The organism is Nocardia macrotermitis (genome assembly GCF_009604405.1).
In the GTDB taxonomy this organism is placed as follows: domain Bacteria; phylum Actinomycetota; class Actinomycetes; order Mycobacteriales; family Mycobacteriaceae; genus Nocardia; species Nocardia macrotermitis.
Map to the genome: position 1 here is coordinate 42,434 of NZ_WEGK01000015.1, position 25,767 is coordinate 68,200.

The 25,767-nt window shown below is 67.6% G+C and carries 24 protein-coding genes; 12 read left to right on the top strand and 12 right to left on the bottom strand.

What is annotated here, in order from left to right; genetic code table 11:
* The first annotated feature begins 18 nt into the window (after positions 1-18).
* Positions 19-555, top strand: a complete 537-nt coding sequence (locus NRB20_RS28955; protein WP_153414591.1) for a YceI family protein — start codon at positions 19-21, stop codon at positions 553-555.
* Positions 556-905: 350 nt separating this feature from the next.
* On the opposite strand, the gene NRB20_RS28960 is transcribed toward NRB20_RS28955, so the two are convergent.
* A complete protein-coding gene (locus NRB20_RS28960; protein WP_153414592.1) occupies positions 906-1,766 on the bottom strand; it encodes a helix-turn-helix transcriptional regulator in 861 nt (286 codons plus the stop codon).
* A 58-nt stretch (positions 1,767-1,824) separates the two neighbouring features.
* Between NRB20_RS28960 and NRB20_RS28965 the strand changes: the two genes are divergently transcribed.
* From NRB20_RS28965 to NRB20_RS28980, 4 genes are all read left to right on the top strand, one after another.
* Positions 1,825-3,501: an AMP-binding protein gene (locus NRB20_RS28965; protein WP_406603888.1), complete on the top strand. Its 1,677-nt coding sequence runs from the start codon at positions 1,825-1,827 to the stop codon at positions 3,499-3,501.
* Entirely contained in the window at positions 3,498-5,219 is a 1,722-nt protein-coding gene (locus NRB20_RS28970) for an AMP-binding protein (protein ID WP_319945528.1), read from the top strand. The genes NRB20_RS28965 and NRB20_RS28970 overlap by 4 nt, the downstream gene beginning before the upstream one ends.
* Positions 5,220-5,409: 190 nt before the next feature.
* Complete coding sequence (locus NRB20_RS28975) at positions 5,410-5,619, top strand: hypothetical protein (RefSeq protein WP_153414593.1); 210 nt, start codon at positions 5,410-5,412, stop codon at positions 5,617-5,619.
* A 64-nt stretch (positions 5,620-5,683) separates the two neighbouring features.
* Complete coding sequence (locus NRB20_RS28980) at positions 5,684-6,064, top strand: VOC family protein (protein ID WP_153414594.1); 381 nt, start codon at positions 5,684-5,686, stop codon at positions 6,062-6,064.
* On the opposite strand, the gene NRB20_RS28985 is transcribed toward NRB20_RS28980, so the two are convergent.
* Positions 6,046-6,795 carry a helix-turn-helix domain-containing protein gene (locus tag NRB20_RS28985; protein WP_319945529.1) on the bottom strand — a complete coding sequence of 250 codons (750 nt, stop codon included), beginning with the start codon at positions 6,793-6,795 and terminating at the stop codon, positions 6,046-6,048. The genes NRB20_RS28980 and NRB20_RS28985 overlap by 19 nt on opposite strands.
* Positions 6,796-6,937: 142 nt before the next feature.
* On the opposite strand from NRB20_RS28985, the gene mscL reads away from it, so the two are divergent.
* Positions 6,938-7,408 (top strand): large conductance mechanosensitive channel protein MscL, encoded by a 471-nt coding sequence (mscL, locus tag NRB20_RS28990; protein ID WP_153414595.1) that lies wholly within the window; start codon positions 6,938-6,940, stop codon positions 7,406-7,408.
* 235 nt (positions 7,409-7,643) lie between these two features.
* Here mscL and NRB20_RS28995 read toward each other — a convergent pair whose 3' ends face one another.
* The 4 genes from NRB20_RS28995 to NRB20_RS29010 all read right to left on the bottom strand — a co-directional run bounded on the left by NRB20_RS28995 (position 7,644) and on the right by NRB20_RS29010 (position 11,348).
* Entirely contained in the window at positions 7,644-8,375 is a 732-nt protein-coding gene (locus NRB20_RS28995) for a PP2C family protein-serine/threonine phosphatase (RefSeq protein WP_319945530.1), read from the bottom strand.
* Between the two features lie 130 nt (positions 8,376-8,505).
* Positions 8,506-9,282, bottom strand: coding sequence for an ABC transporter permease (locus tag NRB20_RS29000; protein ID WP_153414596.1), 777 nt, complete (start codon positions 9,280-9,282; stop codon positions 8,506-8,508).
* Positions 9,282-9,938, bottom strand: coding sequence for an ABC transporter ATP-binding protein (locus tag NRB20_RS29005; protein WP_319945531.1), 657 nt, complete (start codon positions 9,936-9,938; stop codon positions 9,282-9,284). Before NRB20_RS29005 ends, NRB20_RS29000 begins: the two co-directional genes overlap by 1 nt.
* A 147-nt stretch (positions 9,939-10,085) precedes the next feature.
* Positions 10,086-11,348, bottom strand: coding sequence for a hypothetical protein (locus tag NRB20_RS29010; RefSeq protein ID WP_153414597.1), 1,263 nt, complete (start codon positions 11,346-11,348; stop codon positions 10,086-10,088).
* Between the two features lie 290 nt (positions 11,349-11,638).
* Here NRB20_RS29010 and NRB20_RS29015 point away from each other — a divergent pair, with 290 nt between their 5' ends.
* Both NRB20_RS29015 and NRB20_RS29020 read left to right on the top strand, forming a co-directional pair.
* Entirely contained in the window at positions 11,639-12,937 is a 1,299-nt protein-coding gene (locus NRB20_RS29015; protein WP_153414598.1) for a cytochrome P450 family protein, read from the top strand.
* A gap of 186 nt (positions 12,938-13,123) precedes the next feature.
* Entirely contained in the window at positions 13,124-13,885 is a 762-nt protein-coding gene (locus tag NRB20_RS29020) for a 3-hydroxyacyl-CoA dehydrogenase (protein WP_153414599.1), read from the top strand.
* 113 nt (positions 13,886-13,998) lie between these two features.
* On the opposite strand, the gene aspA is transcribed toward NRB20_RS29020, so the two are convergent.
* Positions 13,999-15,414: an aspartate ammonia-lyase gene (gene aspA / locus NRB20_RS29025; protein WP_153414600.1), complete on the bottom strand. Its 1,416-nt coding sequence runs from the start codon at positions 15,412-15,414 to the stop codon at positions 13,999-14,001.
* A 255-nt stretch (positions 15,415-15,669) separates the two neighbouring features.
* Between aspA and NRB20_RS29030 the strand changes: the two genes are divergently transcribed.
* Positions 15,670-16,593, top strand: a complete 924-nt coding sequence (locus NRB20_RS29030; protein ID WP_153414601.1) for an aldo/keto reductase — start codon at positions 15,670-15,672, stop codon at positions 16,591-16,593.
* 260 nt (positions 16,594-16,853) lie between these two features.
* Here the strand turns inward: NRB20_RS29030 and NRB20_RS29035 are convergent, their stop codons facing one another.
* The 4 genes from NRB20_RS29035 to NRB20_RS29050 form a co-directional block, all read right to left on the bottom strand.
* Complete coding sequence (locus tag NRB20_RS29035) at positions 16,854-17,618, bottom strand: 3-oxoacyl-ACP reductase (RefSeq protein WP_319945532.1); 765 nt, start codon at positions 17,616-17,618, stop codon at positions 16,854-16,856.
* 75 nt (positions 17,619-17,693) lie between these two features.
* A complete protein-coding gene (locus NRB20_RS29040; RefSeq protein WP_319945533.1) occupies positions 17,694-19,055 on the bottom strand; it encodes an aldehyde dehydrogenase family protein in 1,362 nt (453 codons plus the stop codon).
* Positions 19,056-19,115: 60 nt separating this feature from the next.
* Positions 19,116-20,489 carry a glutamine synthetase family protein gene (locus NRB20_RS29045; protein ID WP_153414602.1) on the bottom strand — a complete coding sequence of 458 codons (1,374 nt, stop codon included), beginning with the start codon at positions 20,487-20,489 and terminating at the stop codon, positions 19,116-19,118.
* A gap of 202 nt (positions 20,490-20,691) precedes the next feature.
* Positions 20,692-21,765 carry a zinc-binding dehydrogenase gene (locus tag NRB20_RS29050; RefSeq protein ID WP_153414603.1) on the bottom strand — a complete coding sequence of 358 codons (1,074 nt, stop codon included), beginning with the start codon at positions 21,763-21,765 and terminating at the stop codon, positions 20,692-20,694.
* 384 nt (positions 21,766-22,149) lie between these two features.
* On the opposite strand from NRB20_RS29050, the gene NRB20_RS38540 reads away from it, so the two are divergent.
* The gene (locus tag NRB20_RS38540) at positions 22,150-22,929 is read left to right on the top strand and encodes a helix-turn-helix transcriptional regulator (protein ID WP_319945534.1); all 780 of its coding nucleotides are present in this window, start codon (positions 22,150-22,152) and stop codon (positions 22,927-22,929) included.
* Positions 22,930-23,086: 157 nt separating this feature from the next.
* Positions 23,087-23,326, top strand: a complete 240-nt coding sequence (locus NRB20_RS29060; RefSeq protein WP_153414604.1) for a helix-turn-helix domain-containing protein — start codon at positions 23,087-23,089, stop codon at positions 23,324-23,326.
* A gap of 34 nt (positions 23,327-23,360) precedes the next feature.
* Here NRB20_RS29060 and NRB20_RS29065 read toward each other — a convergent pair whose 3' ends face one another.
* Positions 23,361-24,821 carry an ATP-binding protein gene (locus NRB20_RS29065; protein WP_153414605.1) on the bottom strand — a complete coding sequence of 487 codons (1,461 nt, stop codon included), beginning with the start codon at positions 24,819-24,821 and terminating at the stop codon, positions 23,361-23,363.
* A gap of 140 nt (positions 24,822-24,961) precedes the next feature.
* Here NRB20_RS29065 and NRB20_RS29070 point away from each other — a divergent pair, with 140 nt between their 5' ends.
* Entirely contained in the window at positions 24,962-25,648 is a 687-nt protein-coding gene (locus tag NRB20_RS29070) for a DUF899 domain-containing protein (protein ID WP_153414606.1), read from the top strand.
* Positions 25,649-25,767 lie beyond the last annotated feature (119 nt).

Below are 25,767 nucleotides of genomic sequence, written 5' to 3' on the forward strand. Positions count from 1 at the left end.
GTCCGGAAAGCTGAACGCATGACGACTTCCGAACAGACCCTCGCGACCGGTGCCTGGGCCCTGGATCCCGCCCACTCCTCGGTCAACTTCTCCGTGCGCCACCTGGGCATTTCCAAGGTGCGCGGCCGTTTCAACAACTTCGAGACCAGCTTCGTCGTCGACGAGGCCGGCACCGCCACCATCGAGGCCACCATCCACCTCGACTCCTTCGACACCGGCAACGAGGGCCGCGACAACCACGTCCGCAGCGCCGACCTGCTCGACGTCGAGAAGCGCCCGACCCTGCACTTCAAGGCGTCCGAGCCGGTGCAGGTGGCCGAGGAGTTCGAGGTCACCGGCGACGTCACCCTCGGCGGCGTGACCAAGCCCATCACCCTCGAGGTCGAGTGGGGCGGCGTGCAGCAGCACGGCGACGGCAGCAACCACGCCGGCTTCTCCGCCACCGGTTCGTTCAAGCGCTCGGAGTTCGACGTAGCCCCCGGCCTGCCCAACGCCATGCTCAGCGACAAGATCGCCATCGAACTGGACATCCAGCTGGTCGAGCCCAAGGCCTGAGCACCGCACCACGGGTCTGATTCACACGCGCGAAGCCGCCCCCGCCGTTTCCGAGGCCGGGGCGGCTTCGGCGTATCAGGATCAACGGACCATTACAGAGCAACCACTCAGTCGGCTGTCCGGCATTCGCACACACGCAAAAGCTCGAAGAACTACTCGTCGAGCTCGAATTGCGTTCGGCGCGTGGCGATCACGCGAGGAGATCGAGACCGGCATTCGGTTCACGTACGGATTTCGTTGCTGCGCAGCGAGATCCTCGACGGCCTACGCCGCAACATCACCGAGAACTATCGCGATACGGATCGAGGCGACAGCCGCACCAGCGCGCCCCAGAGCAGCGACCACTCGAGTCAGGGCAGCAGACCGTGTACCCGCGCCCGCACGACAGCCTCGTGGCGGGTGTGCGCGGAGAGTTTGGTCATGGCGCTGCGCAGGTAGCTCTTCACCGTCTCGGGGCGCAGCGAAAGTCGTTCCGCGACTTCGATATTCGTGCATCCCAGCGCGATCTGCGCGAGCACGTCGAGTTCGCGCGGCGCGAGCGTGGGGACCTCGTCCGGAATCCCCGGCTCGGACATCAGCTTGGCCAGTCGATCGGACAGATCCCGCAGCCGGGTCCTGGTCACCGCGTCGCCGACGGTTTGCGCGATCCCCCGGACCTCGGCGTGAATGGCACGCAGTTGCTCGGCGACCACGGCGTCGGGTCCCACGATGGTCGGGGTGGCCGCCGCCTCCCGCAAGCGCATCCGCCGATCCACCTCGTCCCGGATCGCCAGCTCGACCGACAGCCGACGGCCCGCCGCCATGGCCAGATCAGCGGCGCGATCACCGATCGGCCCGGCGTCCCGACTCGCGACGTACAGCACCGCCCGCGATTCCCCGCGCACCACGACGGGAATCCCGACCACCGCGCGCAACCCCTCGGTCAGCACGGGGGCGTCGTAGTGGTGGGTGATCGTGGAGGCTTCCCGATAATCCGCCACCGAGGTCGGCCGCTTGCTCGCGAACGCCGCACCGCCCACCCCCGAGGACGGCGACACCACCAGTCCCCGCATCGCGCTGGTCCGGGTACCGAGGAACTCGCTCAGCACCAACGCGCCCGCCCGCACCTGGCCGCCGAACACCACCGGCATCCCCGAAACGGTCGCGACCTGCCGTAATTCCGCGCGCAACGCATCGGAATCGCGCGGGCGCAGCACGTCGGCGGAACTCATTGCGGGCACCCCTTTCCGGGGGTAGCGGGGGGCAACTTGTGACCTGGATCCTATAGCCGTGAGTGGGAGCATAGGCCTGGCTCGGCCGACCAGTTATACACACGGGGCGTGGGAAACGCCGTTACTAGGCGATACCATCGGCGACAATCTGGATCGCACCATCGCCAGCCACGGCGACCGCGACGCCCTCATCGATCGCGTCACCGGGGCCCGCTGGACCTATCGCGAACTCGGCGAACAGGTCGACGCGGTGGCCGCGGGCCTGCTGGCCACGGGCATCCGCAAGGGCGACCGGGTCGGCATCTGGGCCCCCAACCGCGCGGAATGGACGCTGGTGCAGTACGCGACCGCGAAAATGGGCGCGATCCTGGTCAACATCAATCCCGCGTACCGGATGCACGAACTGCGATTCGTGTTGCAGCAGGCCGGAATTCGGCTGCTGATCGCCGCGACCGAATTCAAGGGATCCGATTACGCGGCGATGATCGCCCAGGCCCGCCCCGAATGCACGGAACTCGAGCAGGTGATCCTGCTGGAGAGCGCGGAATGGTCGGCCCTGCTGGCCGCGGGCGCGACCGCCGACCCGGCGGAACTGGCCGCCGCCCAACGCGAACTGTCCGCCGACGATCCGATCAACATCCAATACACCTCGGGCACAACCGGATTCCCCAAGGGCGCGACACTCTCGCACCACAACATCCTGAACAACGGCTATTTCGTCGGCGAACTGTGCGGCTACACCGAGCAGGACCGGATCTGCATCCCGGTGCCGTTCTACCACTGCTTCGGCATGGTGATGGGCAATCTGGCCGCGACCACCCACGGCGCGGCGATGGTCATCCCGGCCGCCGCCTTCGATCCGGCCGCGACGCTGGAAACCGTTGCCGCCGAACGCTGCACCTCGCTGTACGGCGTGCCGACCATGTTCATCGCCGAACTCGCCGATCCGAATTTCGACTCCTACGATCTGAGTTCGCTGCGCACCGGGATCATGGCCGGATCGCCGTGCCCGATGGAGGTCATGAAGCAGGTCATCGACCGGATGGGCATGAACGAGGTCTCCATCTGCTACGGCATGACCGAAACCTCACCGGTCTCGACGCAGACCCGACGCGACGATTCGCTCACCCAGCGCACCGCCACCGTCGGCCGGGTCGGGCCGCATCTGGAAGTCAAGATCATCGATCCCGCAACGGGTCTCACGGTGCCGCGCGGAGAACAGGGCGAATTCTGCACGCGCGGTTATTCGGTCATGCTCGGCTACTGGAACGATCCGGGCCGCACCTCCGACGCCATCGACGCCGGACGCTGGATGCACACCGGTGATCTGGCGGTGATGGACGAGGACGGCTACGTCGCGATCACCGGCCGGATCAAGGATATGGTGATCCGCGGCGGCGAGAACATCTATCCGCGCGAGATCGAGGAATTCCTCTACAGCCATCCCGATATCCTCGACGCCCAGGTGGTCGGCATCCCCGATCCGAAATACGGTGAGGAACTGGTCGCCTGGATCCGAATGCGATCGGGCACAACAGCATTGGATGCCACCACGCTGCGCGAATTCTGCACCGGCAAGCTCGCCCATTTCAAGATTCCCCGCTACGTTCACCTCGTCGACGAATTCCCGATGACCGTGACCGGCAAGATCCGCAAGGTCGAGATGCGGGAGATCTCCGCGACACTCTTTCCCGCGAATGCCGCGGAGACCAGCTCAGGAGGACAGGCCCAGTGACCCGGCCCGAACCGACGTCCAACACCGCGCTCTATCGCGCCGCCCGCGACCAACTGATCAGCGCGGCAAACGATTACGACGCCGCGCGCGACACCTTCCGCTGGCCTCGGCCGACCGGGAAATTCAACTGGGCCGTGGACTGGTTCGATGTGATCGCGCACGGTAACGACCGCACCGCGCTGTGGATCGTCGAGGAGGACGGCAGCGAGCGCAAGGTCACCTTCCGGGAGATGTCCCGGCGCTCGGATCAGGTCGCGACCTGGTTCGCGAATCTCGGTATGCGCCAGGGTGATCGGGTGCTGCTGATGCTCGGCAACCAGGTCGAGCTGTGGGAGGCCATGCTGGCCGTGGCCAAACTCGGCGCGGTCATCATGCCGACCACCGCCGCACTGGGTCCCGCCGATCTGAGCGACCGGATCGACCGGGGCACAGTACGTTTCGTCATCGCCAACAGCGCCGACGCGACCAAGTTCGCCGAACTCGACGGCGACTACACCCGCATCGTGGTCGGCGATCCGGTGCCGAGTTGGCACAGCTACACCGACGCCGACGCGGTCCAGAGTACGGGCCCGTTCAAGTCCGCCACCGATGTCACCGACGAATTCCTGGTCTACTTCACCTCCGGCACCACGAGTAAGCCGAAAATGGTGCGGCACAACCAGACCAGCTATCCGGTCGGCCATCTGAGCACGCTCTACTGGATCGGCGTCCGCCCCGGTGACGTACACCTGGCGATCAGCGCACCGGGCTGGGCCAAACACGCCTGGAGCTGTTTCTTCGCGCCGTGGATCGCCGAGGCGACGATATTCGTCTACAACTACGCGCGTTTCGATGCCGCGGCACTGTTGGGGCAGCTGCGCCGGGCCGGCGTGAACACCTTCTGCGCGCCACCGACGGTGTGGCGCATGCTGATTCAGGCCGACCTCGGCGAACGCCCGGCCGGGCTGCGCGAAATCCTCGGTGCGGGTGAACCTCTCAACCCGGACGTCATCGCGCAGGTACAAAAGGCGTGGGGCCTGACCATCCGGGACGGCTTCGGCCAGACCGAGACCACCCTCCAGGTCGGCAACACCCCGGGCCAGCCGGTGAAACCCGGTTCGATGGGGCGTCCGGTGCCGGGAGTGCCTGTGGTGCTGGTGGATCCGATCACCGGCGAGCTCGCCGACGAAGGCGAGATCTGCCTGGATCTGAGCGCCGATCCGGTCAATCTGATGACCGGATACCTGGACGATCCCGAACGCAATGCCGCGGCGATGGCGGGCGGTTACTACCACACCGGCGATGTCGCCACCCGCGACGCCGACGGCTACATCACCTATATCGGCCGCACCGACGACGTCTTCAAATCCTCCGATTACAAGGTGTCCCCCTTCGAACTGGAAAGTGTGCTCATCGAACATCCGGCTGTGGTCGAGGCCGCGGTGGTGCCGCAGCCCGACGACACCCGGCTTTCAGTGCCGAAGGCATATGTCGCATTGGCGGCCGGATGGGCTCCCGACGACGAGACCGCCCGCGCCATCCTGGAATACGCGCGCGATCATCTCGCGCCCTATCTGCGGGTGCGGCGGATCGAGTTCACCGAACTGCCCAAGACCATCTCGGGCAAGATCCGGCGTGTGGAACTGCGTCAGCGCGAACAGTCAGCACACGCCGCGGGCACACCCATCAATACCGAATTCCGTTACGAAGAACTCCTTCGCACAACGACACCCGATTAATGGCCACGCCGTGATCATCATTCGGATAGTCTCCCACTCGGCAGCTCCAGTGGATGTCCGGTGAGTTCGGCGACGGGGATCCGGTGTTCGGCCGACGCGCGGGCAGGGCAATTGGTCAGCACACAGAACTGGGGGTCACATGCCGATGATTCGTGATCGACAGTCCGTATCTCGACGAAGGGAGATCGCATTGCCCCAGCACACCGGTTCCCACCACAACAGCGAGAGCGCGACGGCGTACGTCGTGGCGGCTCTCGAGGCCAAGGGCACCGCAACCCGTGACGATTTCGATGTTCCCGCGATCGTGGCCGCAACCCATGCGGTTGCGGAGAGCTGGGATTTCGATTCCCTGGAACGCACCACGTTCTGGGGTATCGCGGCCACGCACCTGAGATTCTAGGCGCGCGGCGCGCTGTCCGATTCGTTCAAGACCGCGCCGCGCTGACCGCCATAGAGTCCGGACCATGACTCTTCGACTGAATGTGATCGGCCTCGTCGCCGCGGATCTGGAGGCCAGCGTGCGGTTCTATCGCCGTCTCGGGGTGGAGTTCGGCGAACCGACCGGCGGCCATGTGCAGGCCACGCTCCCCGGCGGGATGCAGCTGATGATCGACACCGAGGAGACCGTCCGCTCGTTCCATCCGGACTGGCAGGGCCAGCCGGGAAGGATCGGGCTGGCGGTCGAATGCGACGGGGTCGCCGAGGTGGACAAGGTCTTCGCCGAACTCACCGGGGCGGGATATGGCGGGGAACTCGAGCCGTTCGACGCGTTCTGGGGGCAGCGCTACGCCACCGTGCTGGATCCGGACGGCAACGGGGTCGATCTCTACGCACCGCTGGCCTGACCACCGGCCTGCGCGGTCCGATCCCGGGTGAGCAGCCGGGCCAGCGAGGTCCCGGCCAGCTCGCGCACCTCCCGCGCCAGATGGGCCTGATCGGCGTATCCGGCGCGGAACGCGGTCTCGGCGAACGGAATTCCCGCGCGGGCCAGGGTGAGCGCACGTTGCAGGCGTAGCACCCGGCCCAGCATCTTGGGTCCGTATCCGAAGGCGGACAACGACATTCGATGCAGCCTGCGTTCGCCGAGGCCGAGCGACGCGGCGAGTGCGGCCACCGAGGCTCCCGCGCCGAGCCCGCGGACCACCGCGCCGAGTGCCGGATCGGCCGGATTCGCTTCGGCGGCAACATCTCCCGCGATCCGGTCCAGACCGATCAGGGGATCGGCCGCGGCGGCGAGGAATTCGGTCAGCGGGCGTACCCGCGCGGGTCGCCACAGGTCGTCGAGTTCGGCGCGGCGGTCGAGTAGTTCGCGCGCCGGGACGCCGAGCAGGGCGGGTGCGGTGCCGGGGAAGAACCGGATTCCGCTGATCCGGGTGCCGGGGGCGGCGGTGGCGCTGTAGGCGCGGGTGTCCGGTCCGGCGACGACCAGGCGGCCGCCGAGCCAGAGCAGATCCATGCATCCGTCCGGCAGCACCGGGGCGTCGTCGGCCGGGCCGATCGTGCGGGTCCACACCGTCGCGCCGGGGACCGTCCGGGAGGGACGTTCCCGATACCGCGGCGGCGGATCGATCTGCACCCGCGACACACTACGCGCCGCGCCCGTCCGTGTTCATCGCCACATGCGCCGGGGACCAGCCGGTGGGGTCGGATTCGGGCCACTAGACTACCCACGAATTCCGGAGGGAAACACCGCTAGTCCGATTGGGGTCCGCATCACCATGCTCAAAGGTTTCAAAGACTTCCTGATGCGCGGGAACGTCATCGATCTGTCCGTCGCCGTCGTCATGGGCACCGCGTTCACAGCGGTCGTCAGCTCGGTCACCAAGGGAATCGTGGAACCACTACTGGCGATTCTCGGCGGTAACAGCCAGTTCGGACTGGGCTTCCAGCTGGTGTCCGGAAAACCCTCGACGTTCATCGCGATCGGCCCGATCGTCAGCGCCGCGATCGACTTCGTCATGGTGGCCGCGGTCCTGTACTTCCTGCTGATCCTGCCGATGAACACGCTCAAGAAGCGCTTCGCCCGCGGCGAGATCAAGAAGGTCGAACCGACCCAGACCGAACTGCTCACCGAGATCCGCGACCTGCTGGCCGCCCAGGGGAAGGGTTCGGCGGCCTCCGATGACTCGGCACTCACCGATGACACTACCGACACCCGGCGTCTGACCGCGAGCAGCATCGTCGACTGATTCAGCACCCCACACACGCTCACTGAGACCGGCCGCCGACCCCGCAGCATCACGCTCGGCGGATCGCTGTCGGCACCTGCCTGCCCGCGAACGCACTGCTGCCAGCGTCATGTTGTCGAGCAAGTACGCTGCTGCCGCGCGTGAGCCCTCGCCAGCGACCGACCCGATGTCGTTGTCACCGACCGGAACTCCGTGCTCCTGCGGGCCTGGCTCACCGGCACTCGCATCACGGCCGTCAGCCGCAGTCGATCACCAGGGCCGTGGTGTTGTCACTGCCCCCGGCGCTCAACGCACCCTCCACGAGCGCCTCGGCGGTAATCGCGGCGGTGGCACATCCGGCGAGTGTCTCCTTGATGCGCGCCATCTCCAGCGGCTTGTGTACGCCGTCGGTGCTGAGCAGGAAACGGCCGCGGCTGGAGCCGGTCGCGGCGCGGCCGATGCTGTCGGCCGTGGCCGTGCGCGCGGAGGTGAGGACGAGGTGTTCGAAGCGCGGTGCGGGATTGCGGCCCAGCGAGCGGAAGTATTCGGCGGCGGTGTGATCGGTGGTGATCTGGTGCAGCACCCGGCCGTTCCAGCGGTAGGCGCGGGTGTCCCCGACCCAGGCGATGTCGCACGGCCCGCCGTTCGCCGGGATCACCGCGACGACCAGAACCGCGTCGGCCTCCTTCTCCGCGAACTGCGCGAGTAGTTCCGCCTGTGCCGCAAGGATTCCCGCGGCCGCGCCGACCTGGGTCGCGGACCGGGCGGCGGCCGCGGCGACGGTGCGGGCGGCACGGGCGGCCAGCAGATGATCACCGACTCCGTCCGCGACGACGTGCGCGCTCGTCCCGGTGACCGGATCGGTCCAGCTGGACACCGCGTCGGCATTGAGTGAACGCAGGCCACGCCTGCTCACCGATGCTCCCGCAACGCCCGCCACCCGAATCAGCTCACGACGGGAAAACGCGGCGGTAACTCCACTGTCCACGGCCGCCTCCTTGGGCTCACCCCCGAGCTGCCTGTCGGCAGCTGTTTCCAAGTAAACCCCCCGAATCCGTGGGCGGCACCAGATCCGACTGTGCAATTCCTGAGAACCGGGCGTCCGGAATGTTCCGCGGTCATGTCGGCAGCGCGATCAGTCGCTGGGCGTCGTCGAACAGCGCGCGCTCGGCGACCCGGGCCGCGGCCAGTGCGGCCAGCGACGCCGCGGCAAGCAGCATGTACATCACCACGATCTGATAGCGGATCGCGGTGAGCGGTTCGACCCCGGCCAGGATCAGGCCGGTCATCGCGCCGGGCAGGCTGATCAGGCCGACGACCTTGGTGGAATCGATCCCGGGCACCAGCGCGGTGCGCAGCGCCGAACGCCGGTGCGGCAGGAACGCCTCGCGCGCGGGCAGGCCCAGGCACAGTCGCGCCTCGATCGCCGGACGGGCCGAAACCGCGTCCTCGCGCAGACGACGCAGCGCGATCCCGGACGCCTGCATGGCTCCCGAGACGATCATCCCGCCGACCGGCACCACCACCCGCGCCTGCGTCGAGATGACCTGCAACGCGATCAGCGCGCCGAGGGTGATCACCGTCCCGAACGCGACTCCGGCGGTGGCGGCCCGAATCGCATGCGGCAGACCGGCTCCGCGCCGCCCGGCGACCTGTCCGGCGATCACGACCATCAGCACGACCCAGGCCAGCGCGCCCGGTAATCCGGTGTGCCGGAACAGGATCAGCAGGATCGCGCCCACCGCGACCAGTTGCACTCCGGCCCGTGCCGCGGCGATCAACAGCTCGCGCGTCAGGTGCAGGCGCTGCCGGTAGGCGATCAGCGCGGCCAGGCCCACCAGCGCCACCGAGGTGCCGACGCCCTGCCAGTTCGGGACCGAAAGTCCTTGTACCATCAGGCTTTCCGATCGTCGTGCGCATCGACCCGGGACATCCCGGCACTGCCCAGCAGCAACACCTCGTCGGCCACCCGCCCGACGAATCCGCTGTCGTGACTGACCAGCACCACCGACCCGCCACCGCGCGTGTGCTCCCCGATCAACTCCGCGACCGCCCCCGCCGCGGCCTCGTCCAGCGCCGAGGTCGGCTCGTCCAGAATCAACGCCTGCGGCCCGACGGCCAACTCACGCGCCAGACAGACCCGCTGCGCCTCACCCCCGGACAACTCCGCACACCGCCGGTGCACGAACGTCTCCGGCAACCCCACCCGCCGCATCAACTCCCCCGCCCCCGCATCGGTCAACTCCGCACACCCCACCCGCACCTCGTCCCCGACCACCTCGGTCAGCAACGTCGCCCGCTGCGGCACCAACCCCACCCGCCGCCGCAACTCCAACACGTCGAGCTCGGTGATCGGCACATCATCCAACAGAATCCGCCCGCGACTGGGTTCCCCCAACCGATTCAACAACCGCAACAACGTCGTCTTCCCCACCCCACTGGGCCCCACCACCGCGGTACACCGCCCACCCATCACCCGCGCGCTGGCATCGGCGAAAACCGTCGCCGCCCCATAATCCACGCCGACCCGCTCCAGGACGATGCTGTGCACACCCCAACCCTGCCCCACCCGAGTCCCCAACGCACCACAACCCCCACAAAACCCGCACTCACCCGGCAACAACGAACGCCAACCAACCCCGGCGCACACGAACGCGCTGCCACCCGGAACGGGTGACAGCGCGTCGGTGGGTGCTGCTCAGTCCTCGCTGAAGGACGACGCGCGCTGCTTGCTGGCGCGAGCGCGGCGGCGTTCGGCGCGGAGTTCGGCGAGTTCCTGCTCGAGGGTTTCGGCGATGCGGAACTGGCCGGTGTCGTAGCCGTTGAGCGGATCGTCCTGGGCGGCATCGGGATCGGCGCTGTTGCTCGCGGATTTGCCGTTGGCGCTGGGCTTTCCGTTCTTGGCCGAACCGTTGACGTCGGATCCGTTGAGCCAGGCGTCGTTCGCGCGGTATTCGGTGGTGACCGAATCGTCGGCGCCCGCCGAGCGGAACGAGGTGAGCGGATCGTCCGCGTCCACCGTCGAGGGCTTGTCGGACTCCGTGTTGTCCACGCGGGTGGGGCCTTCCGCCGTGGTGGCCTCCCCGCCGGGCAGCGCCATCAGCGCACCGCTGGGACGGGTGACGTCCGGAGAGACGTTCTGGCGGAAGAAACTCACGAACGTCGGCATGGTGCGGCGGATCTGCTCCGAGGGGTCGGGCAGATCGCGAACCTGTTCGGTGGCGTGCGCGATGGCCAGGCCGTAGCGCGAGCTCGCGGCGTGGTGGATGAGCAGCGCGACACCGATCATCACCGGGGCGACCGCGTGCACGCCGACGTCGTACCACCGGCCCCCACGCAGGTACGGGTAGGTGTTCAGCCCGACAGTCAGTGACAGCAGCGCCAATTCGGCGATCGCGACCTGTTTGCGGCTGTCCAGGATGCCCCACTCGGCGACCTTGTTGGTGCCGATCATGATGATGACCAGACACACGCTGATCATGGCCTCGAGCAGATAGCTGAACCAGTACAGCGGATCGGTCGGCCCACCGGGCGCGATGTTGTGCTGCACGTTGACCGCGGACCACAGCATGCCCGCCGCCACCACACCGGCGAGGGCGCGTAGCGACCAGGCCCGATGTCGGTACAGCGAGGCCAGTTTGGCGTGCGGACTCGATTCGCGCCGCTGTGCGGCTAGTGCCCGCCGGGCGAGCAACAGATCACGCATGTCGGCCTTCGCGATCTTCTGAGATGTTGTCCTGGCTTCGTCGGAGGCCGCGGCCGCGGCCTGGACATGCTTCCAGCGTTGGTCGCGCTCGGCCTCGCGAATCTTCTCGGCGAGTTCGCGTTCGGCGCGCAGCTCGTCTTCGGACAGGGCCTCGGTCAGCGCGGGATCGAACTGATAGGCCAGCCGTCCGCGGGCATGCTCGACCCGTTTCGCCAGATGCGTGACATCGTCCTCGCCCGAGTGCTCGATGGTCATCGCGCCTCCAAGCGTGTGTGATGCTGCGGCAGCCAAAGGGTCACGGTTGGTAGCGGCACATAGCATTAATAGTCGATGGACCGCCCATGGCGAAACCGGAAGTTAGTCAACTGCCACAAATCCCCGGCGTGGCGCGCGCGACACGCGCAGAAGAGTAGGGCTGCCGCACATTCCGCACGGGGCCCTCACCCCGGGACCGGACGGTTTCGAATGCGCCGCTCGTCCCGTTTCCCACCAGTATGCGTGATCGCTTGCGCCACAGCCGGTCCCGATACCCGCGAGTAGCTTGGATGAGGTGGGCCCCGGGCCCGCATCCGGAGCGCGATCGCAGCCCGATCGCAGAGGACAGTGAGGACATCGTGGTCGATACCGAAACACCCACTCCGATAGAAAAAGTCGGCGAAGATTTTTTTGCCGACCCGCACGCGTACTACCGCCGCTGGCGCGAACGCGGGCCGGTGCTGTACGTCGAATTCACCCGAAACACCGCGCCCGGCTGGGTGATCGTCGGCTACGACGAGAGCCGCGCCGCGCTCACCGACGCCCGGCTGCGCAAGAACGTGCCCGGCCTGCTGGCGGTCTTCGAGCGCAAAAACCCTGGCTCCCGGGCGAATCCGGGCATGTTCGACCTGTCCGGTCACATGCTCAACACCGATCCGCCGGACCACACCCGGCTGCGCAAACTGGTCAACAAGGCGTTCACCGCGCGCAGCGTGGCCGCGCTGCGCCCGCGCATCCAGGAGATCACCGACGGTCTGCTGGACGCGATGGACGGCCGCGACGAGGTCGACCTGATCGAGTCCTTCGCGGTGCTGCTGCCGGTCACCGTGATCTGCGAACTGCTGGGCGTGCCGCTGGACGACCGCGCGGACTTCCAGCGCTGGACCAAGCTGCTGATCGGCGGCGCGGCGAACACCGACGAGGAGGTCTTCACCGCGGGTTCGGAGATGTCCGAATATCTGCGGCGGCTCGTGCAGGCCAAACGCGCGAACCCGGGCGAGGATCTGCTGTCCGGACTGGTGCACACCAGCGACGAGGACAACGATCGCCTCGACGAGCGCGAACTGGTCGCGATGGCCTTCCTGCTGCTGGTCGCCGGGCACGAGACGACGGTGAACCTGATCGCCAACGGCGTCCGCGCGCTGCTGCACGATCCGGATCAGCTGCGGGCGCTGCGCGCGGATCCGGACGGCGTGCCCGCCGCGGTGGAGGAATTCCTGCGCTACGACGGCCCGGTCGGGTGGGCCACCGCGCGCTTCACCGATGAGCCGGTCCGGATCGGCGGCGTGGACATTCCCGAGGGCGAGCTGGTGTACATCGCGCTGAGCGCGGCCAACCGGGATCCCGGCCACTACCCCGAGCCCGACGCGCTGCACACCACCGGCGACGCGAGCGGACATCTGGCCTTCGGCCACGGCATCCACTACTGCGTGGGCGCGCCGCTGGCCCGGCTCGAGGCCGATATCGCGTTCCGGACGCTGCTGCGCCGGTTCCCGGACCTCGGCCCGAGCCCCGACGCGCCGGATCCGGTCTGGCAGCCCAGCTTCCTGATCCACGGGATGACCAAGTTCCCCGTCCGACTCGGGTAGCCGGGAACAGGTAGGCGGCATACGGATAACAACGCCCTTCTGCGCGAAGTAACGCAATTACGCTCACCTGCCACAATACTGGCGAAACTGTAACAGGTTTCACCTGCCGGTATAGCGAACCCCTATTTACTTATTCGGCGTGCGGCGGTTAATCTCGAGCGGACGCAGAGCAGAAGGGAACGTCATATGCAGATCAACAACGCGGTCGCCGTGGTGACCGGCGGCGCTTCGGGCCTGGGCCTGGCGACGGTCAGGGAACTGCACGGCCAGGGCGCGAAGATCGTGATCATCGACCTGCCCTCCTCCAACGGCGAGGCCATCGCCAAGGAACTGGGCGAGGGCGTGGTGTTCGCACCGGCCGACGTCACCAACGCCGAGCAGGTGAGCGCCGCGCTGGACGCCGCGCAGGCGCTGGGCACGTTGCGGATCGCGGTGAACTGCGCGGGGATCGGCAACGCGATCAAGACCGTGAGCAAGAAGGGCGCGTTCCCGCTCGACGCGTTCACCAAGGTCGTCTCGGTGAACCTGATCGGCACGTTCAACGTGATTCGCCTTGCCGCCGAACGCATCTCGGCCGCCGAGCTGGACGGTGAGGAGCGCGGTGTCATCATCAACACCGCGTCGGTCGCGGCGTTCGACGGTCAGATCGGCCAGGCCGCGTACTCCGCGTCCAAGGGCGGCATCGTGGGCATGACGCTGCCGATCGCGCGCGATCTGGCCAGCGTGGGCATCCGCGTGGTCACCATCGCGCCGGGCCTGTTCCACACCCCGCTGTTCGAGTCGCTGCCCGACGAGGCCATCGCGGCGCTGGGCGCGCAGGTGCCGCACCCGGCGCGACTGGGCGACCCGGTCGAGTACGCGGCGCTGGCCCGGCACATCGTGGAGAACCCGATGCTCAACGGCGAGACCATCCGTCTCGACGGCGCGATCCGCATGGCGCCGCGCTGAGGCTCGTAACCTGTTGCCGCGGTGACGACGACGGTGCCCGGTCCGTATCCCCACGGACCGGGCACCGTCGTTGTTCGGGGTGAAAAACCTTCCCCCGCAACGTGTTCGACGAGTCAGGCGAGAGCCGGTTTCACCCCGGCGAGCTGCTCGGGACGCAGGATGTCGCGCAGCCGCTCGGGCGGCAGCAGCCCCTTCTCCAGCACGAGTTCGGCCACACCGCGTCCGGAAGCCAGTGCCTCCTTGGCGATTTCGGTCGCGGCGAGATATCCGATGTACGGATTGAGCGCGGTGACCAGGCCGATGGAGTTCTGCACCATCGCGCGGGTGACGTCGGCGTTGGCGGTGATCCCCGCGACGCACTTGTCCGCCAGCGTGCGGCAGGCCGCGCCCAGATGCACGATGCTCTTGGACAGCGAGTGCAGGATGATCGGCTCGAATGCGTTGAGCTGCAACTGACCTGCCTCCGCGGCCATGGTGATCGTCATATCGTTGCCGATCACCTCGAAGGCCACCTGATTGACCACCTCGGGAATCACCGGATTGACCTTGCCTGGCATGATCGACGAACCCGCCTGCACCGCAGGCAGATCGATCTCGTTCAGGCCCGCGCGCGGCCCCGAGGACAGCAGCCGCAGATCGTTGCAGGTCTTGGACAGCTTCACCGCGATCCGCTTGAGCACACCCGAAAGTTGCACGAACGCACCGCAATCCTGCGTCGCCTCGATCAGGTTGGCGGCGGTCACCAGCGGCAGTCCGGTCAGCTCGGCCAGATGCCTGCGCGCGGCCTCGGCATAACCCACCGGCGCGTTCAGACCGGTGCCGATCGCGGTCGCGCCGAGATTGATCTCCTCCATCAGCACCACCGCCTCGGCCAGACGGCTCTGGTCCTCCTCCAACATCACCGCGTACGTGGAGAATTCCTGCCCGAGCGTCATCGGCACGGCGTCCTGCAACTGGGTGCGGCCCATCTTGAGCACGTCGTGGAATTCGGTGGCCTTGTCCGCGAACGCGTTGCGCAACACCGTCATCGAGGCGAGCAGCTCACGCACGGCCAGGATCGTGGCCACCCGCACCGCGGTCGGATACGCGTCGTTGGTGGACTGGCTCAGGTTGACGTCGTCGTTCGGATTCAGGTGGGTGTATTCACCTTTGGCGTGTCCGAGGATCTCCAGCGCGCGGTTCGCGATCACCTCGTTGGCGTTCATATTGGTCGAGGTGCCCGCACCACCCTGGATGACGTCCACGATGAACTGATCGCGCAGCCGGCCCTGCTCGCGGATCTCCCGGCAGGCCGCCGCGATGGCCGCGGCCTTGTGCGGGGCCAGCAGACCGAGTTCCTCGTTGGCGCGCGCTGCGGCCTCCTTCACCGCCGCCAGGGCCGTGATCAGATGCGGATACGTGGCCAGCGAGGTGCCGGTGATCGGGAAATTCTCGCTGGCGCGCAGGGTGTGCACGCCCCAGTAGGCGTCGGCGGGAATATCGCGATCCCCGAGCAGATCGTGTTCGCGACGGGTCACGGCGGTCGTCATCGTGCGGGTATTCCTTCGCTGGTGCGGGACGCGTCGCGGCCGGAAGGGTACCGCGGGCCACGGCGTTTCCCGTAGGTTTCGCGCCGGTCGGCGCTCGGATGACCCTACGCCGATCACGCGCTATATGCCACCATTTACCGGCATATACCAAATTCTGTTGGCGCATAGGTGGGTGGCACGGGAGGTGGAACTACTGCCCGTACCGCCGCGGGTGGCTAGGGTGGGAACCAGTTGCGCATCACACCGGAAGGAACCATGTCCACGCCCACCGAGTCACGCCCCGCCGCCGCATCCGGAACCTTCACCCTCGGGGGTGATCTGCCCATCCACCGCCTCGGCTACGGCGCGATGCAGATCACCGGACCGGGCGTCTGGGGCGAGCCCGAGGACCCGGACGAGGTGGTGCGGCTGCTACGCCGCGCGGTGGAACTCGGCGTCAACTTCATCGACACCGCGGACTCCTACGGCCCGTTCGTCAGCGAAACCCTGATCCGCCAGGCGCTGCACCCCTACGCCGACGATGTCGTCATCGCGACCAAGGCCGGTCTGACCCGGCCCGGTCCGGACGTGTGGCTGCCGCTGGGCCGCCCCGAATATCTGCGCCAGCAACTGGAATTGAGCCTGCGGCACCTCGGACTCGAGCGCATCGACCTGTACCAGCTGCACCGGATCGACCCGAAGGTGCCGCTGGCCGATCAGATCGGTGAGCTGGTGGCCTTGCAGAAGGAAGGCAAGATCCGGCACATCGGCCTGTCGCAGGTCACCGTCGCGCAGTTGGAGGCCGCGCGCAAACTGGCCACGATCGTCTCGGTGCAGAACCTGTACAACCTGTCCGACCGGTCCTCGGAGAAGCTGGTCGAGCACTGCGAGGCGAACCAGATCGCCTTCATCCCCTGGTTCCCGATGGCGACCGGCGCCCTCGCCCGCCCCGGCGGCCCGCTCGACGAGATCGCCAAGAACCACGAGGCCACCCCCTCCCAACTGGCCCTGGCCTGGCTGCTGCGCCGCTCGCCCGTCCTGCTGCCGATCCCCGGCACCTCGAGCGTCGCGCATCTGGAGGAAAACGTTGCGGCGGCGAATGTTTCGCTGTCCGACGAGGACTACACGGCGTTGTCGGCGGTGAGCGCTCCGGCGAGTTCGTCGGGCGGCGGTGTCTCGCGGCTGTTCAAGCGGCGCTGATTGACCCGTTGCGCGGGCGGTAAACACCGCCCGCGCAACATAGTTCACTGCATCAGCGCATCGTGGCCATCGACCTCCTCGATGCGAGTGCAGTCGACAACTCGAATCAGCCTCGCGTCCGATGGCACTCGCGGGCGCTCTGCAGCAACTGGCAGAACATACATCCGCGTCGATATTTCCGGCTGTCCGATATCTCCAGCGCAGCGCATGACACGGGTTGCCGTGCACGCGATCCGGACCGTGCTATGCCGAGGCGAGTCTCACAGCGGCGTCACATACGCGCCCGCGATTCCACCGTCCACCATGAACTGTGATGCGGTCATGAAGGACGAGTCGTCGCTGGCGAGGAAGGCTACGGCGGCGGCGATCTCCTCGGGTTCGGCGAAGCGGCCGAGGGGGATGTGGACGAGGCGGCGGGCGGCGCGTTCGGGGTCCTTGGCGAACAACTCCTGGAGCAGCGGGGTGTTGACCGGGCCGGGGCACAGGGCGTTGACGCGAATTCCCTGGCGGGCGAACTGAACTCCGAGTTCGCGGCTCATCGCCAGCACGCCGCCCTTGGACGCGGTGTAGGAGATCTGCGAGGTGGCCGCGCCCATCACCGCGACGAAGGAGGCGGTGTTGATCACCGACCCCCTACCCCGGGTGAGCATGTGCTCGATGGCGTATTTGCTGCACAGGTACACCGAGGTCAGGTTGACCTGCTGCACGCGCTGCCAGGCGTCCAGGCCGGTGGTGAGGATCGAATCGTCTTCCGGCGGTGAGATTCCCGCGTTGTTGAACGCGATGTCCAGCCCGCCGTAGACGTCCACCGCCGTCTGGAACAGCGCCCGCACCTGCTCCTCATCGGTGACATCGGTGCGCACGAAACGGCCGTCGACCTCGGCGGCGGCGGATTCGCCCGCGGCCGTGTCGATATCGGCGACCACCACCCGCGCACCCTCCTGGGCGAAGCGGCGGACGGTGGCCAGGCCGATACCGCTGCCGCCACCGGTGACGACGGCGACGCGATCCTGTAAGCGCTGCACGGTAACTCCTCTGCGAACGAACTCCGGACGTTCCGGAGCGGGGAGATGCGAAACGAAAGCTGTTCGGCGGCAAGGCTATTCGGTGGCGATGAAGACGTTCTTCGTCTCGGTGAACGCGCGCGCGGCGTCCGGCCCGAGTTCCCGCCCCAGCCCCGACTGCTTGAACCCGCCGAACGGCGTCCAATACCGCACGGACGCATGCGAATTCACCGACAGGTTCCCGGACTCCACCGCCCGCGAGACCCGCAGCGCCCGCCCGACGTCACGGGTCCAGATCGAACCGGACAACCCGTAATCGGTGGCATTGGCCAACGCGATCGCCTCGGCCTCGTCCTCGAACGGCAGCACCGCCACGATCGGCCCGAAGATCTCCTCGGTGGCAATGCGCTCGGACGCACTCCCCGGCAGCACAACCGTTGGCGGATACCAGAATCCGGGCCCGGACGGCATCGTCCCGGTATACGCGACCGTGGTCGAACCGTCGACGAATCCGGCGACCCGCTCCCGATGCGCGGCCGAGATCAGCGGCCCCATCTCGGTCGACTCCGCGGCCGGATCACCGACCCGCACCGCCCGCACGGCCGGTTCCAGCAGTTCGAGGAATTTGTCGAACACACGGCGCTGCACCAGAATTCGCGACCGTGCACAGCAGTCCTGACCGGCGTTGTCGAACACCCCGCCGGGCGCGCTCGCCGCCGCGGACGCCAGATCGGCGTCGGCGAACACGATATTCGCGCTCTTACCGCCCAATTCCAGCGTCACGCGTTTGACCTGCCGCGCGCACCCGGCCATGATCTCCCGGCCGACCTCGGTCGATCCGGTGAACACCACCTTGCGCACGGCCGGATGGGTCACGAACCGCTGCCCCACCACCGCGCCCTTCCCGGGCAGGACCTGGAACACGTCGCGCGGCAGCCCCGCCTCGAGGGCCAGTTGGCCGAGCCTGATCGCGGTCAGCGGCGTCAGCTCGGCCGGTTTGAGCACCACGGTGTTCCCGGCCGCGAGCGCGGGTGCGAAACCCCATCCGGCGATCGGCATCGGGAAGTTCCACGGCACGATCACCCCGACCACGCCCAGCGGCTCGCAGAAGGTGATATCCACCCCGCCCGGCACGGGAATCTGGTTGCCCAGCAAGCGTTCCGGCATCCCCGCGCAGTAGTCGAGCACATCGCGGACGTTCCCGGCCTCCCAGCGCGCATTGCCGATGGTGTGCCCGGAATTCGCCACCTCGAGCCGCGCGAGCTCCTCCAACTCGGCATCGACCGCCGCGGCGAACCGGCGCAGCAGCCGGGCCCGGTCCCCCGGCGCGACCTCCCGCCACGACACCGCCGCCGCGGCCGCCCGCTCGATCGCGGCATCGGTCTGCGCGATGTCGATCGATTCCACCGTGGCCACGACCTGTTCGGTGGCGGGGTTGATCACCTGCACGGTTGTCACCGCTGACACTCCTTTCGCCGCAAGGCCGTTCGTCACGGCCCTTCGTCAGAGCCGTTGTCCTCAGAGCCGTTCGAAACCGCGCACGCGCTCCCAATCGGTGACCGCGGCGTCGAAGGCGTCCAGTTCGACCTGCGCGGCGTTGCGGTAGTGCCGCACCACGTCCTCGCCGAACGCGGCCCGCGCCACCGTGCTGTCGCCGAACAGTTGCGCGGCCTCGCGCAGCGTACCGGGCACGCGCGGGCGCTGCGACCGGTAGGCGTTGCCGTGGAATTCGGGTTCGAGCGGCAGGTTGTGTTCGATGCCGTACAGACCGGCCGCGATCAGTCCGGCCACGGCCAGATACGGATTCACATCCCCACCGGGCACCCGGTTCTCCATCCGCAGGGAGGGTCCGTTGCCGACCACCCGCAGCGCGCAGGTGCGATTGTCCCGGCCCCACGCGGCGGCGGTGGGCGCGAAGCTACCGGCGACGAATCGCTTGTAGGAGTTGATATTCGGCGCGTACAGGTAGGTGAACTCGCGCAGGCAATCCAGCTGTCCGGCCAGGAAGTGGCGCATCAGCGCCGAGGGTTCGCCGTCGTCCTTCGCGAACACCGGCCGGTCCTGCTCGTCCCGCAGGCTCAGGTGGATGTGACACGAATTCCCTTCGCGCTCATCGAATTTCGCCATGAACGAGAGGCTCTTGCCCTCCTGGGCGGCGATCTCCTTGGCCCCGGTCTTGTAGATGCTGTGGTTGTCGCAGGTGATCAGCGCCTCGTCGTAGCGGAACGCGATCTCGTGCTGTCCGGGGCGGCACTCCCCCTTCGCCGACTCGACATACAGTCCCGCACCGGACATCTCGCCGCGAATTCGCCGCAGCAGCGGTTCGATGCGGGCGGTGCCGAGCAGGGAGTAGTCGATGTTGTACTGGTTGGCCGCGGTGAGGTCGCGATAGCCCGAACGCCAGGCCGCCTCGTAGCTGTCGTCGAAGACAAGGAATTCGAGTTCGGTCCCGACGTAGGCGCGTAATCCGTGCTCCGCCAACCGATCCAGCTGCCGGCGCAGCACCTGCCGCGGCGACACCGCCACCGGCACGCTCCCCGCCCTCCCCGACGCGTCCACCTGCGCGATATCGCACAGCACCAGCGCGGTCCCCGGCCACCACGGCAGCAGCCGCGCGGTACTCGTATCCGGCCGCAACGCGAAATCGCCGTATCCGGTGTCCCAGGACGACATCTCGAACCCCTGCGCCGGGGTCATCTCCACATCCACCGCGAGCAGATAGTCACACGCCTCGACCCCGTGCCCGAGCACCTCGTCCACGAAATACCGTGCCGAACAACGCTTCCCCTGCAACCGGCCCTGCATATCGGTCACCGCGACCAGCACGGTGTCCAGCAGACCCTCCTCGACCTGCTCCACCAACTCGACCACACTCAACATCCCGGTACGCATGCGGAAAACCCCTCTCGGCGTCGACCAGCCCACGCTAGAGGACCATCGCACCTTCGGCTCGCCGAAACGCGCGATCACGTTCGCCACCTGCGCGATGCCATCGTGTTCGACCGAGCAGCGACCGTTGAGCGACGGACGACGGTGAGCCGTCACGAGCAGCAGCGGCCCGGCTACCGCGTCGCGCACCTCCCGTGCGGTTCGATCACGGCACGAGTACGACGATGTGCAGTCCGTGCGCGTCGGCCGCCGCGGACAACGCCGCCGCCGGATCCGCCAACCCGACCACCGTGACGTCCAGCACCGACAGATCCAGCACACCGTGCCGAATCGCCGACCAGATCTCCCGCACCGTGGAATCCCCGGACATCCACGACCCGCGCACGGTCAGCCGACGATGCATCAGATCGTGGTAGGGAATCGGCAGTTCGTGGCGCACTCCGCCGACGAGCACCAAGGTCCCGTCGGTGCGGATCGCGTCGTATCCGGCCATCGTCGGATCGGGACCGGGCACCATCCCGAGGGTGTCGACCACCGCGTCCAACGGCCCGGCCGCCGCCCGGATCGCCCGCGCGTCGACCGCACGATCACCCGACAGCGGCACGGTCAGCACGCGCGGATCCACCGCCGCCAACCGGTCCAGCGTCGCGCGATTGCGACCGACCGCGACCACCGCCGACGCCCCACGCGCGAGTGCCACCAATACCGCCGCCGAGCCGAGTTGCCCTGTCGCACCGACGATTCCGACCGTGTGACCGGGCCGCACCCCCGCTCTATCGATCCCTTCCCCGGCGATGACCAACCATTGCAGGAAGGCCAGCCGTTCGGGTTCCGGATAGTCCTGCGCCCCGGGCAGCGCGACGAGCGTGCGTTCGGGTTGCAGCCCGCGTTCGGCGAACAGACCGTCCCGCCAGACCTCCCGCATCCGATCCGTCGTCGGCGTGGGCCGCCCGTCCCCGCCGATCCCGGTCCAGCCGAGCAACACCTCCTGCGAGTCGTCGGTGCGATTCGACCGGAACATCGCGTTGGCGGCGACGATATCTCCCGGCCGCACCGCGAACACGTCGTCGGCGGTCTCGCTCACCCGCCCGATCGCGCAGGGCCCCAACACGATCGGCGTCGGAAACCCGCCCCGGCCACCCGCCACGAGTTGCCCGGTATAGGCGGGAATCATCGCGGCGAGCACATCGAGGGTGGCCCCGCCGCCACGCAACCTCGGTTCGGGAACGTCCGCGAGCCGCAACCCACTGTCCAGCGTCATCATCTGCCATGCCTTCATGCCCCCAGTCCACTACCGCCCCGCCGCGTCATCCAGAATCGCGTCATCGTGGAACCGGGAGTACCAGCCGCACCCGAACTCGCCACCAACAACGACCCGGCGCCCATCCCCGAGTCGCCCATGGCCCGAGCCCGGCCGGGATGGTATTCAGAAATACGTGATCAGCGACTCGGGAGCACAGCGATGAGCAACTCGGCGAACACCCGCGCGAACACCGACGTCCACAGCTCCCGATCCGCTCCGCGCATCCCACGATCCACAGCCCGCAACCCCCAACCCGATACCCGCAGCCCACAGCCCGCCGCCAGCAACCCCCAATCCGACACGTACAGCCCACAACCCAACGCCCACAACCCCTAATCCGACACGCGCAGTGCACAATCCGTGGCCCGCCGCCGCGAACTCGGTACCTTCCTCCGCGCCCGCCGCGAACGCACCACCCCCACCGAGGTCGGCCTCCCCGGTTCGGCCCGCCGCCGCACCCCCGGCCTCCGACGCGAGGAACTCGCCGTGTTGTCCGGCGTCAGCACGACCTGGTACACGTACCTGGAACAGGGCCGCGACGTACACCCCTCCGACCAGGTACTCACCGCCATCGCCGACGCCCTGCGCCTCACCCCCGACGAACGCGCCCACCTCCGCACCCTCGCCGACGACACAGCCGCCGCGACACCCCCACCTCCCACCGAAACCCTCACCCCCGAAGTCGCCGCCATCCCCGCACTGCTGTCCCCCGCCCCCGCCTACATCACCGGCGCCACCACCGACCTCCTGGCCTGGAACGACGCCGCGGCCCAATACTTCCCGACCCTGCTGAACCGAACCTCTTCCCCCACACCGAATCTCGCCCGCTGGGTCTTCCTGGACCCCACCGCCCGCCACATCCTGCTCGACTGGCCCGAGGTGGCCCAATCCCTCCTGGCCCGCCTCCGCACCACCGCGGGCCGCCACCCCACCGACCCCCGATTCGCCCGCCTCGCAACGGAACTCCGCGAAAACAGCGCAGAAGCCGCCGCCTGGTGGCCCCGCTACGACATCGCCACCACCCACTCCGGCACCAAACGCCTCCACCATCCCACCCGAGGCCCCCTGACCCTCACCCACGCCTCCTTCACCGTCACCGACGCCCCCGACCAAATCCTCGTCGTCTACTCCGACCCCTGACCTCCGCGTCCGCACCATCCGGCAGACCACCCCGGAAGCCCCGGCGTGCACAAGAGCCCCGCAGATTCGCGACGGCGGCAATCCTCTTGAACACCTGTGGATCCCGGCTCAGCCACCACACGACGTCACCGAGGCACGCCGCGAAATCCAGCTCTCCATGGCACTGGCCAAGGCCGTCTACGACCGCCGCATCGAGCTCGGTCTCACCCAAACCGCCCTCGCCGAACGCGCAGGTCTCACCCAAACCAAGATCTCACGCATCGAAGGGTCCGACGCCGTCCCGACCCTCCCGCTCCTCGCCAAGCTCGCCGACGCTCTCGACGCCACCCTCAACATCGCCCTCGACATCGAGGAAACGCGAGTCAGCTTCACCGACCACCGAAACCACGCCGCCTGACCAAGCACATACGCACCGACCCGCGGATTCCGGCTCAGCCGTACAACATCGGCAGATCCACCAGCACGACCTGATCCGATTCCGCCGCCGCGGCCTTGTGGTTGAACCCTGCCCCACTGAAGCACAGCAGTTTCGTGCGGCTGGTGTCATAACGTCCGTTGCGGGCAATGACGTCCCGAACATGCGCGAGCCGATCCAGGTGGCCGGCCCCCATGGTGTCGTTCCACTTCGCCTCGCCGATCGCCAGCAGCGGAGGTTTCCCCCCGTCGGCGACCCCGATCACCGCGACATCGATCTCGTGACTCGTCCTGGTCGCCGCATCGTGCACCACACCGTGCCCGACCTTCGCCGGAAGCTCTTCCAGGAGAGCAGGATCCGCGTGATGCAGGATCCACTCCCGGCACAGCTGTTCGAAATGCGGTCCGAGGACATTGCTCGCGAAACGCCGCCGACTCGCGCGCCACACCCGGTCGGCACTGCCCGGACGCTCCAACTGATCCCAGACCGGCCGCATGATCGCGTGATGGAAGCGGATGAGCGGCTCGGCGATCCGATACGTGGATCGGTTGTCCCGGAACACATCCGCGTCGCGATGCAGCAACCCGACGTCCTCCAGCACCGTGATCGGATGCGCGATGTCCGGCGCTTTGCGTTCGAGATATCCGGCGATACCGCCACGGGTCGCGTTACCGTCCGCCACCGCCGCGAGCACGGACAAGTACAGCGCCGTGTCCCGCAACTCCGGTTCCTCGGCCAGCAGGTAACGCGGCTCCCGGAACAGCGGGGTCTCGGGATTCATCACGGTCCGCACGACCCAGTCGTCGAAATCATCGGGGCCATCGGGCGTGTCACCCCGCGCGAACTCTCTGCGATACGCCGGTGTTCCACCCACGATCGCGTTGACCTGCAACGCAAGTCGCGGATCGGTGATTCCCCAGAACTCGGCAGCGAGCCGATAATCGAGCGGGCGCACGAGCAGTTCGAGCCCGGCCCGACCGCGCAGCGGCGCACTCCCGGACAGAATCCGCCCCATGAACGACAACGCGGATCCACAGAGCAGCAGCCGGGTTCGCGATGCGGTGCGCTGTTCACGCAAGGGCCGCAACGCTTCCTGGATGATCGAGGGCAACTCCGGGTTCGCCTTGGCCAGGTACGGAAACTCGTCGATGACCACCGGCACCGGCCGCTCCACCCCCAACCCCAGCAACGTGTCGATCACCTCCGCCCACCCGTGGAAGTGGAACGGACTCGCCGGTCGAAGATGTGCGGTCAGCGCGACACTCACCCGCCGCAAAGATTCCGCGTCGGTCGCCTCGGTCGCGCCGAAATAGAACCCACCCGCCGCCGCACAGATCGCTTCGAGCAGGAACGTCTTGCCCTGACGTCGCCTACCCGAAACCACTCCGAGCGTCGCCCCGGGCTGTTCATCCGCGACGAACCGCTCCAACGCGGTCCATTCGTAGTCCCGATCGAACATATCGGCAGGCTTGCGCATCAGACCTCCCAGTTTGTAGGACCACAGTTTATAGAACTGTACCCCTACAAATTGTACGGACCGCCGACACCGATGAGTTCCGCGCGCGGACGACGTCTACCTCTACAACCGCACGCCGTGGACCCGTCTGGGAGGACGTCATGAGCACCGAAGCACTGCCGCCCGTTGTCGATGCCGAGACCTGGCAACGTGAGCTCGACGCGTTGCGTATTCGGGAGAAGGCCGCGACGCGGGAGCTGGACGCGATCGCCGCGCAACGCCGTCGGCTGCCGATGGTCGAACTGCCCGATTACACGCTCGAGGGGGAGCAGGGGCCGGTTCGGCTGGTGGATATCTTCGACGGGCGGTCGCAGTTGATCGTGTACAACCACATGTGGTTCGAGGGCGAGCGGTGGCAATGCCCGGGGTGTACCGGATTCACTTCGCAGTTCACACGTTTGGAGTTCCTGGACAACTACGACGCGCGTTTCGTCATCGTCACCCAGGGCCCGATCGACGAGGCCCTGGCCTACAAGCGACGCGTCGGCAACAAGATGTCGTGGTACTCCACCGCGCACAGCCCCTTCGGCGCGGACGTCGGCGCACCCCCGGACAGCGGTTTCGCGGTCAACGTCTTCCTCCGTCACGGCGACACCGTCTACCGCACCTGGCACACCAACGGCCGCGGCACCGAACAACTCGCCCACACCTTCCCCCTCATCGACCTGCTCCCCTACGGCCGCCAGGAAGACTGGCAGGACTCCCCCACCGGCTGGCCCCAATCCCCCACCTACTCCCGCTGGACCAGTTCCCAGGACGTCGCCGCCGCATACGGCGAACCGGACTGACCGATTCGGGCGCTCCACCTGTGGCCGAGCTCTATCAGCGAAACCCGTTGCGGCAGAATTTATCTCCAGCCGGTATTCGCAGAACCGATAGGCCCGTCCGACATCGGACAGCCACGAAG

Excerpts from the sequence above, each read along its gene's own strand:
- NRB20_RS28980 (WP_153414594.1), top strand. The coding sequence starts at position 5,684 with ATGACTCTTCGACTGAATGTGATCGGCCTCGTCGCCGCGGATCTGGAG.
- NRB20_RS29015 (WP_153414598.1), top strand. The coding sequence starts at position 11,639 with ATGAGGTGGGCCCCGGGCCCGCATCCGGAGCGCGATCGCAGCCCGATC.
- NRB20_RS29020 (WP_153414599.1), top strand. The coding sequence starts at position 13,124 with ATGCAGATCAACAACGCGGTCGCCGTGGTGACCGGCGGCGCTTCGGGC.
- NRB20_RS29000 (WP_153414596.1), bottom strand. The coding sequence starts at position 9,282 with ATGGTACAAGGACTTTCGGTCCCGAACTGGCAGGGCGTCGGCACCTCG.
- NRB20_RS29030 (WP_153414601.1), top strand. The coding sequence starts at position 15,670 with ATGTCCACGCCCACCGAGTCACGCCCCGCCGCCGCATCCGGAACCTTC.
- aspA (WP_153414600.1), bottom strand. The coding sequence starts at position 15,414 with ATGACGACCGCCGTGACCCGTCGCGAACACGATCTGCTCGGGGATCGC.
- NRB20_RS28960 (WP_153414592.1), bottom strand. The coding sequence starts at position 1,766 with ATGAGTTCCGCCGACGTGCTGCGCCCGCGCGATTCCGATGCGTTGCGC.
- NRB20_RS29060 (WP_153414604.1), top strand. The coding sequence starts at position 23,087 with ATGGCACTGGCCAAGGCCGTCTACGACCGCCGCATCGAGCTCGGTCTC.
- NRB20_RS29010 (WP_153414597.1), bottom strand. The coding sequence starts at position 11,348 with ATGACCATCGAGCACTCGGGCGAGGACGATGTCACGCATCTGGCGAAA.
- NRB20_RS28955 (WP_153414591.1), top strand. The coding sequence starts at position 19 with ATGACGACTTCCGAACAGACCCTCGCGACCGGTGCCTGGGCCCTGGAT.
- NRB20_RS29050 (WP_153414603.1), bottom strand. The coding sequence starts at position 21,765 with ATGAAGGCATGGCAGATGATGACGCTGGACAGTGGGTTGCGGCTCGCG.
- NRB20_RS29045 (WP_153414602.1), bottom strand. The coding sequence starts at position 20,489 with ATGCGTACCGGGATGTTGAGTGTGGTCGAGTTGGTGGAGCAGGTCGAG.
- mscL (WP_153414595.1), top strand. The coding sequence starts at position 6,938 with ATGCTCAAAGGTTTCAAAGACTTCCTGATGCGCGGGAACGTCATCGAT.
- NRB20_RS29065 (WP_153414605.1), bottom strand. The coding sequence starts at position 24,821 with ATGCGCAAGCCTGCCGATATGTTCGATCGGGACTACGAATGGACCGCG.
- NRB20_RS29070 (WP_153414606.1), top strand. The coding sequence starts at position 24,962 with ATGAGCACCGAAGCACTGCCGCCCGTTGTCGATGCCGAGACCTGGCAA.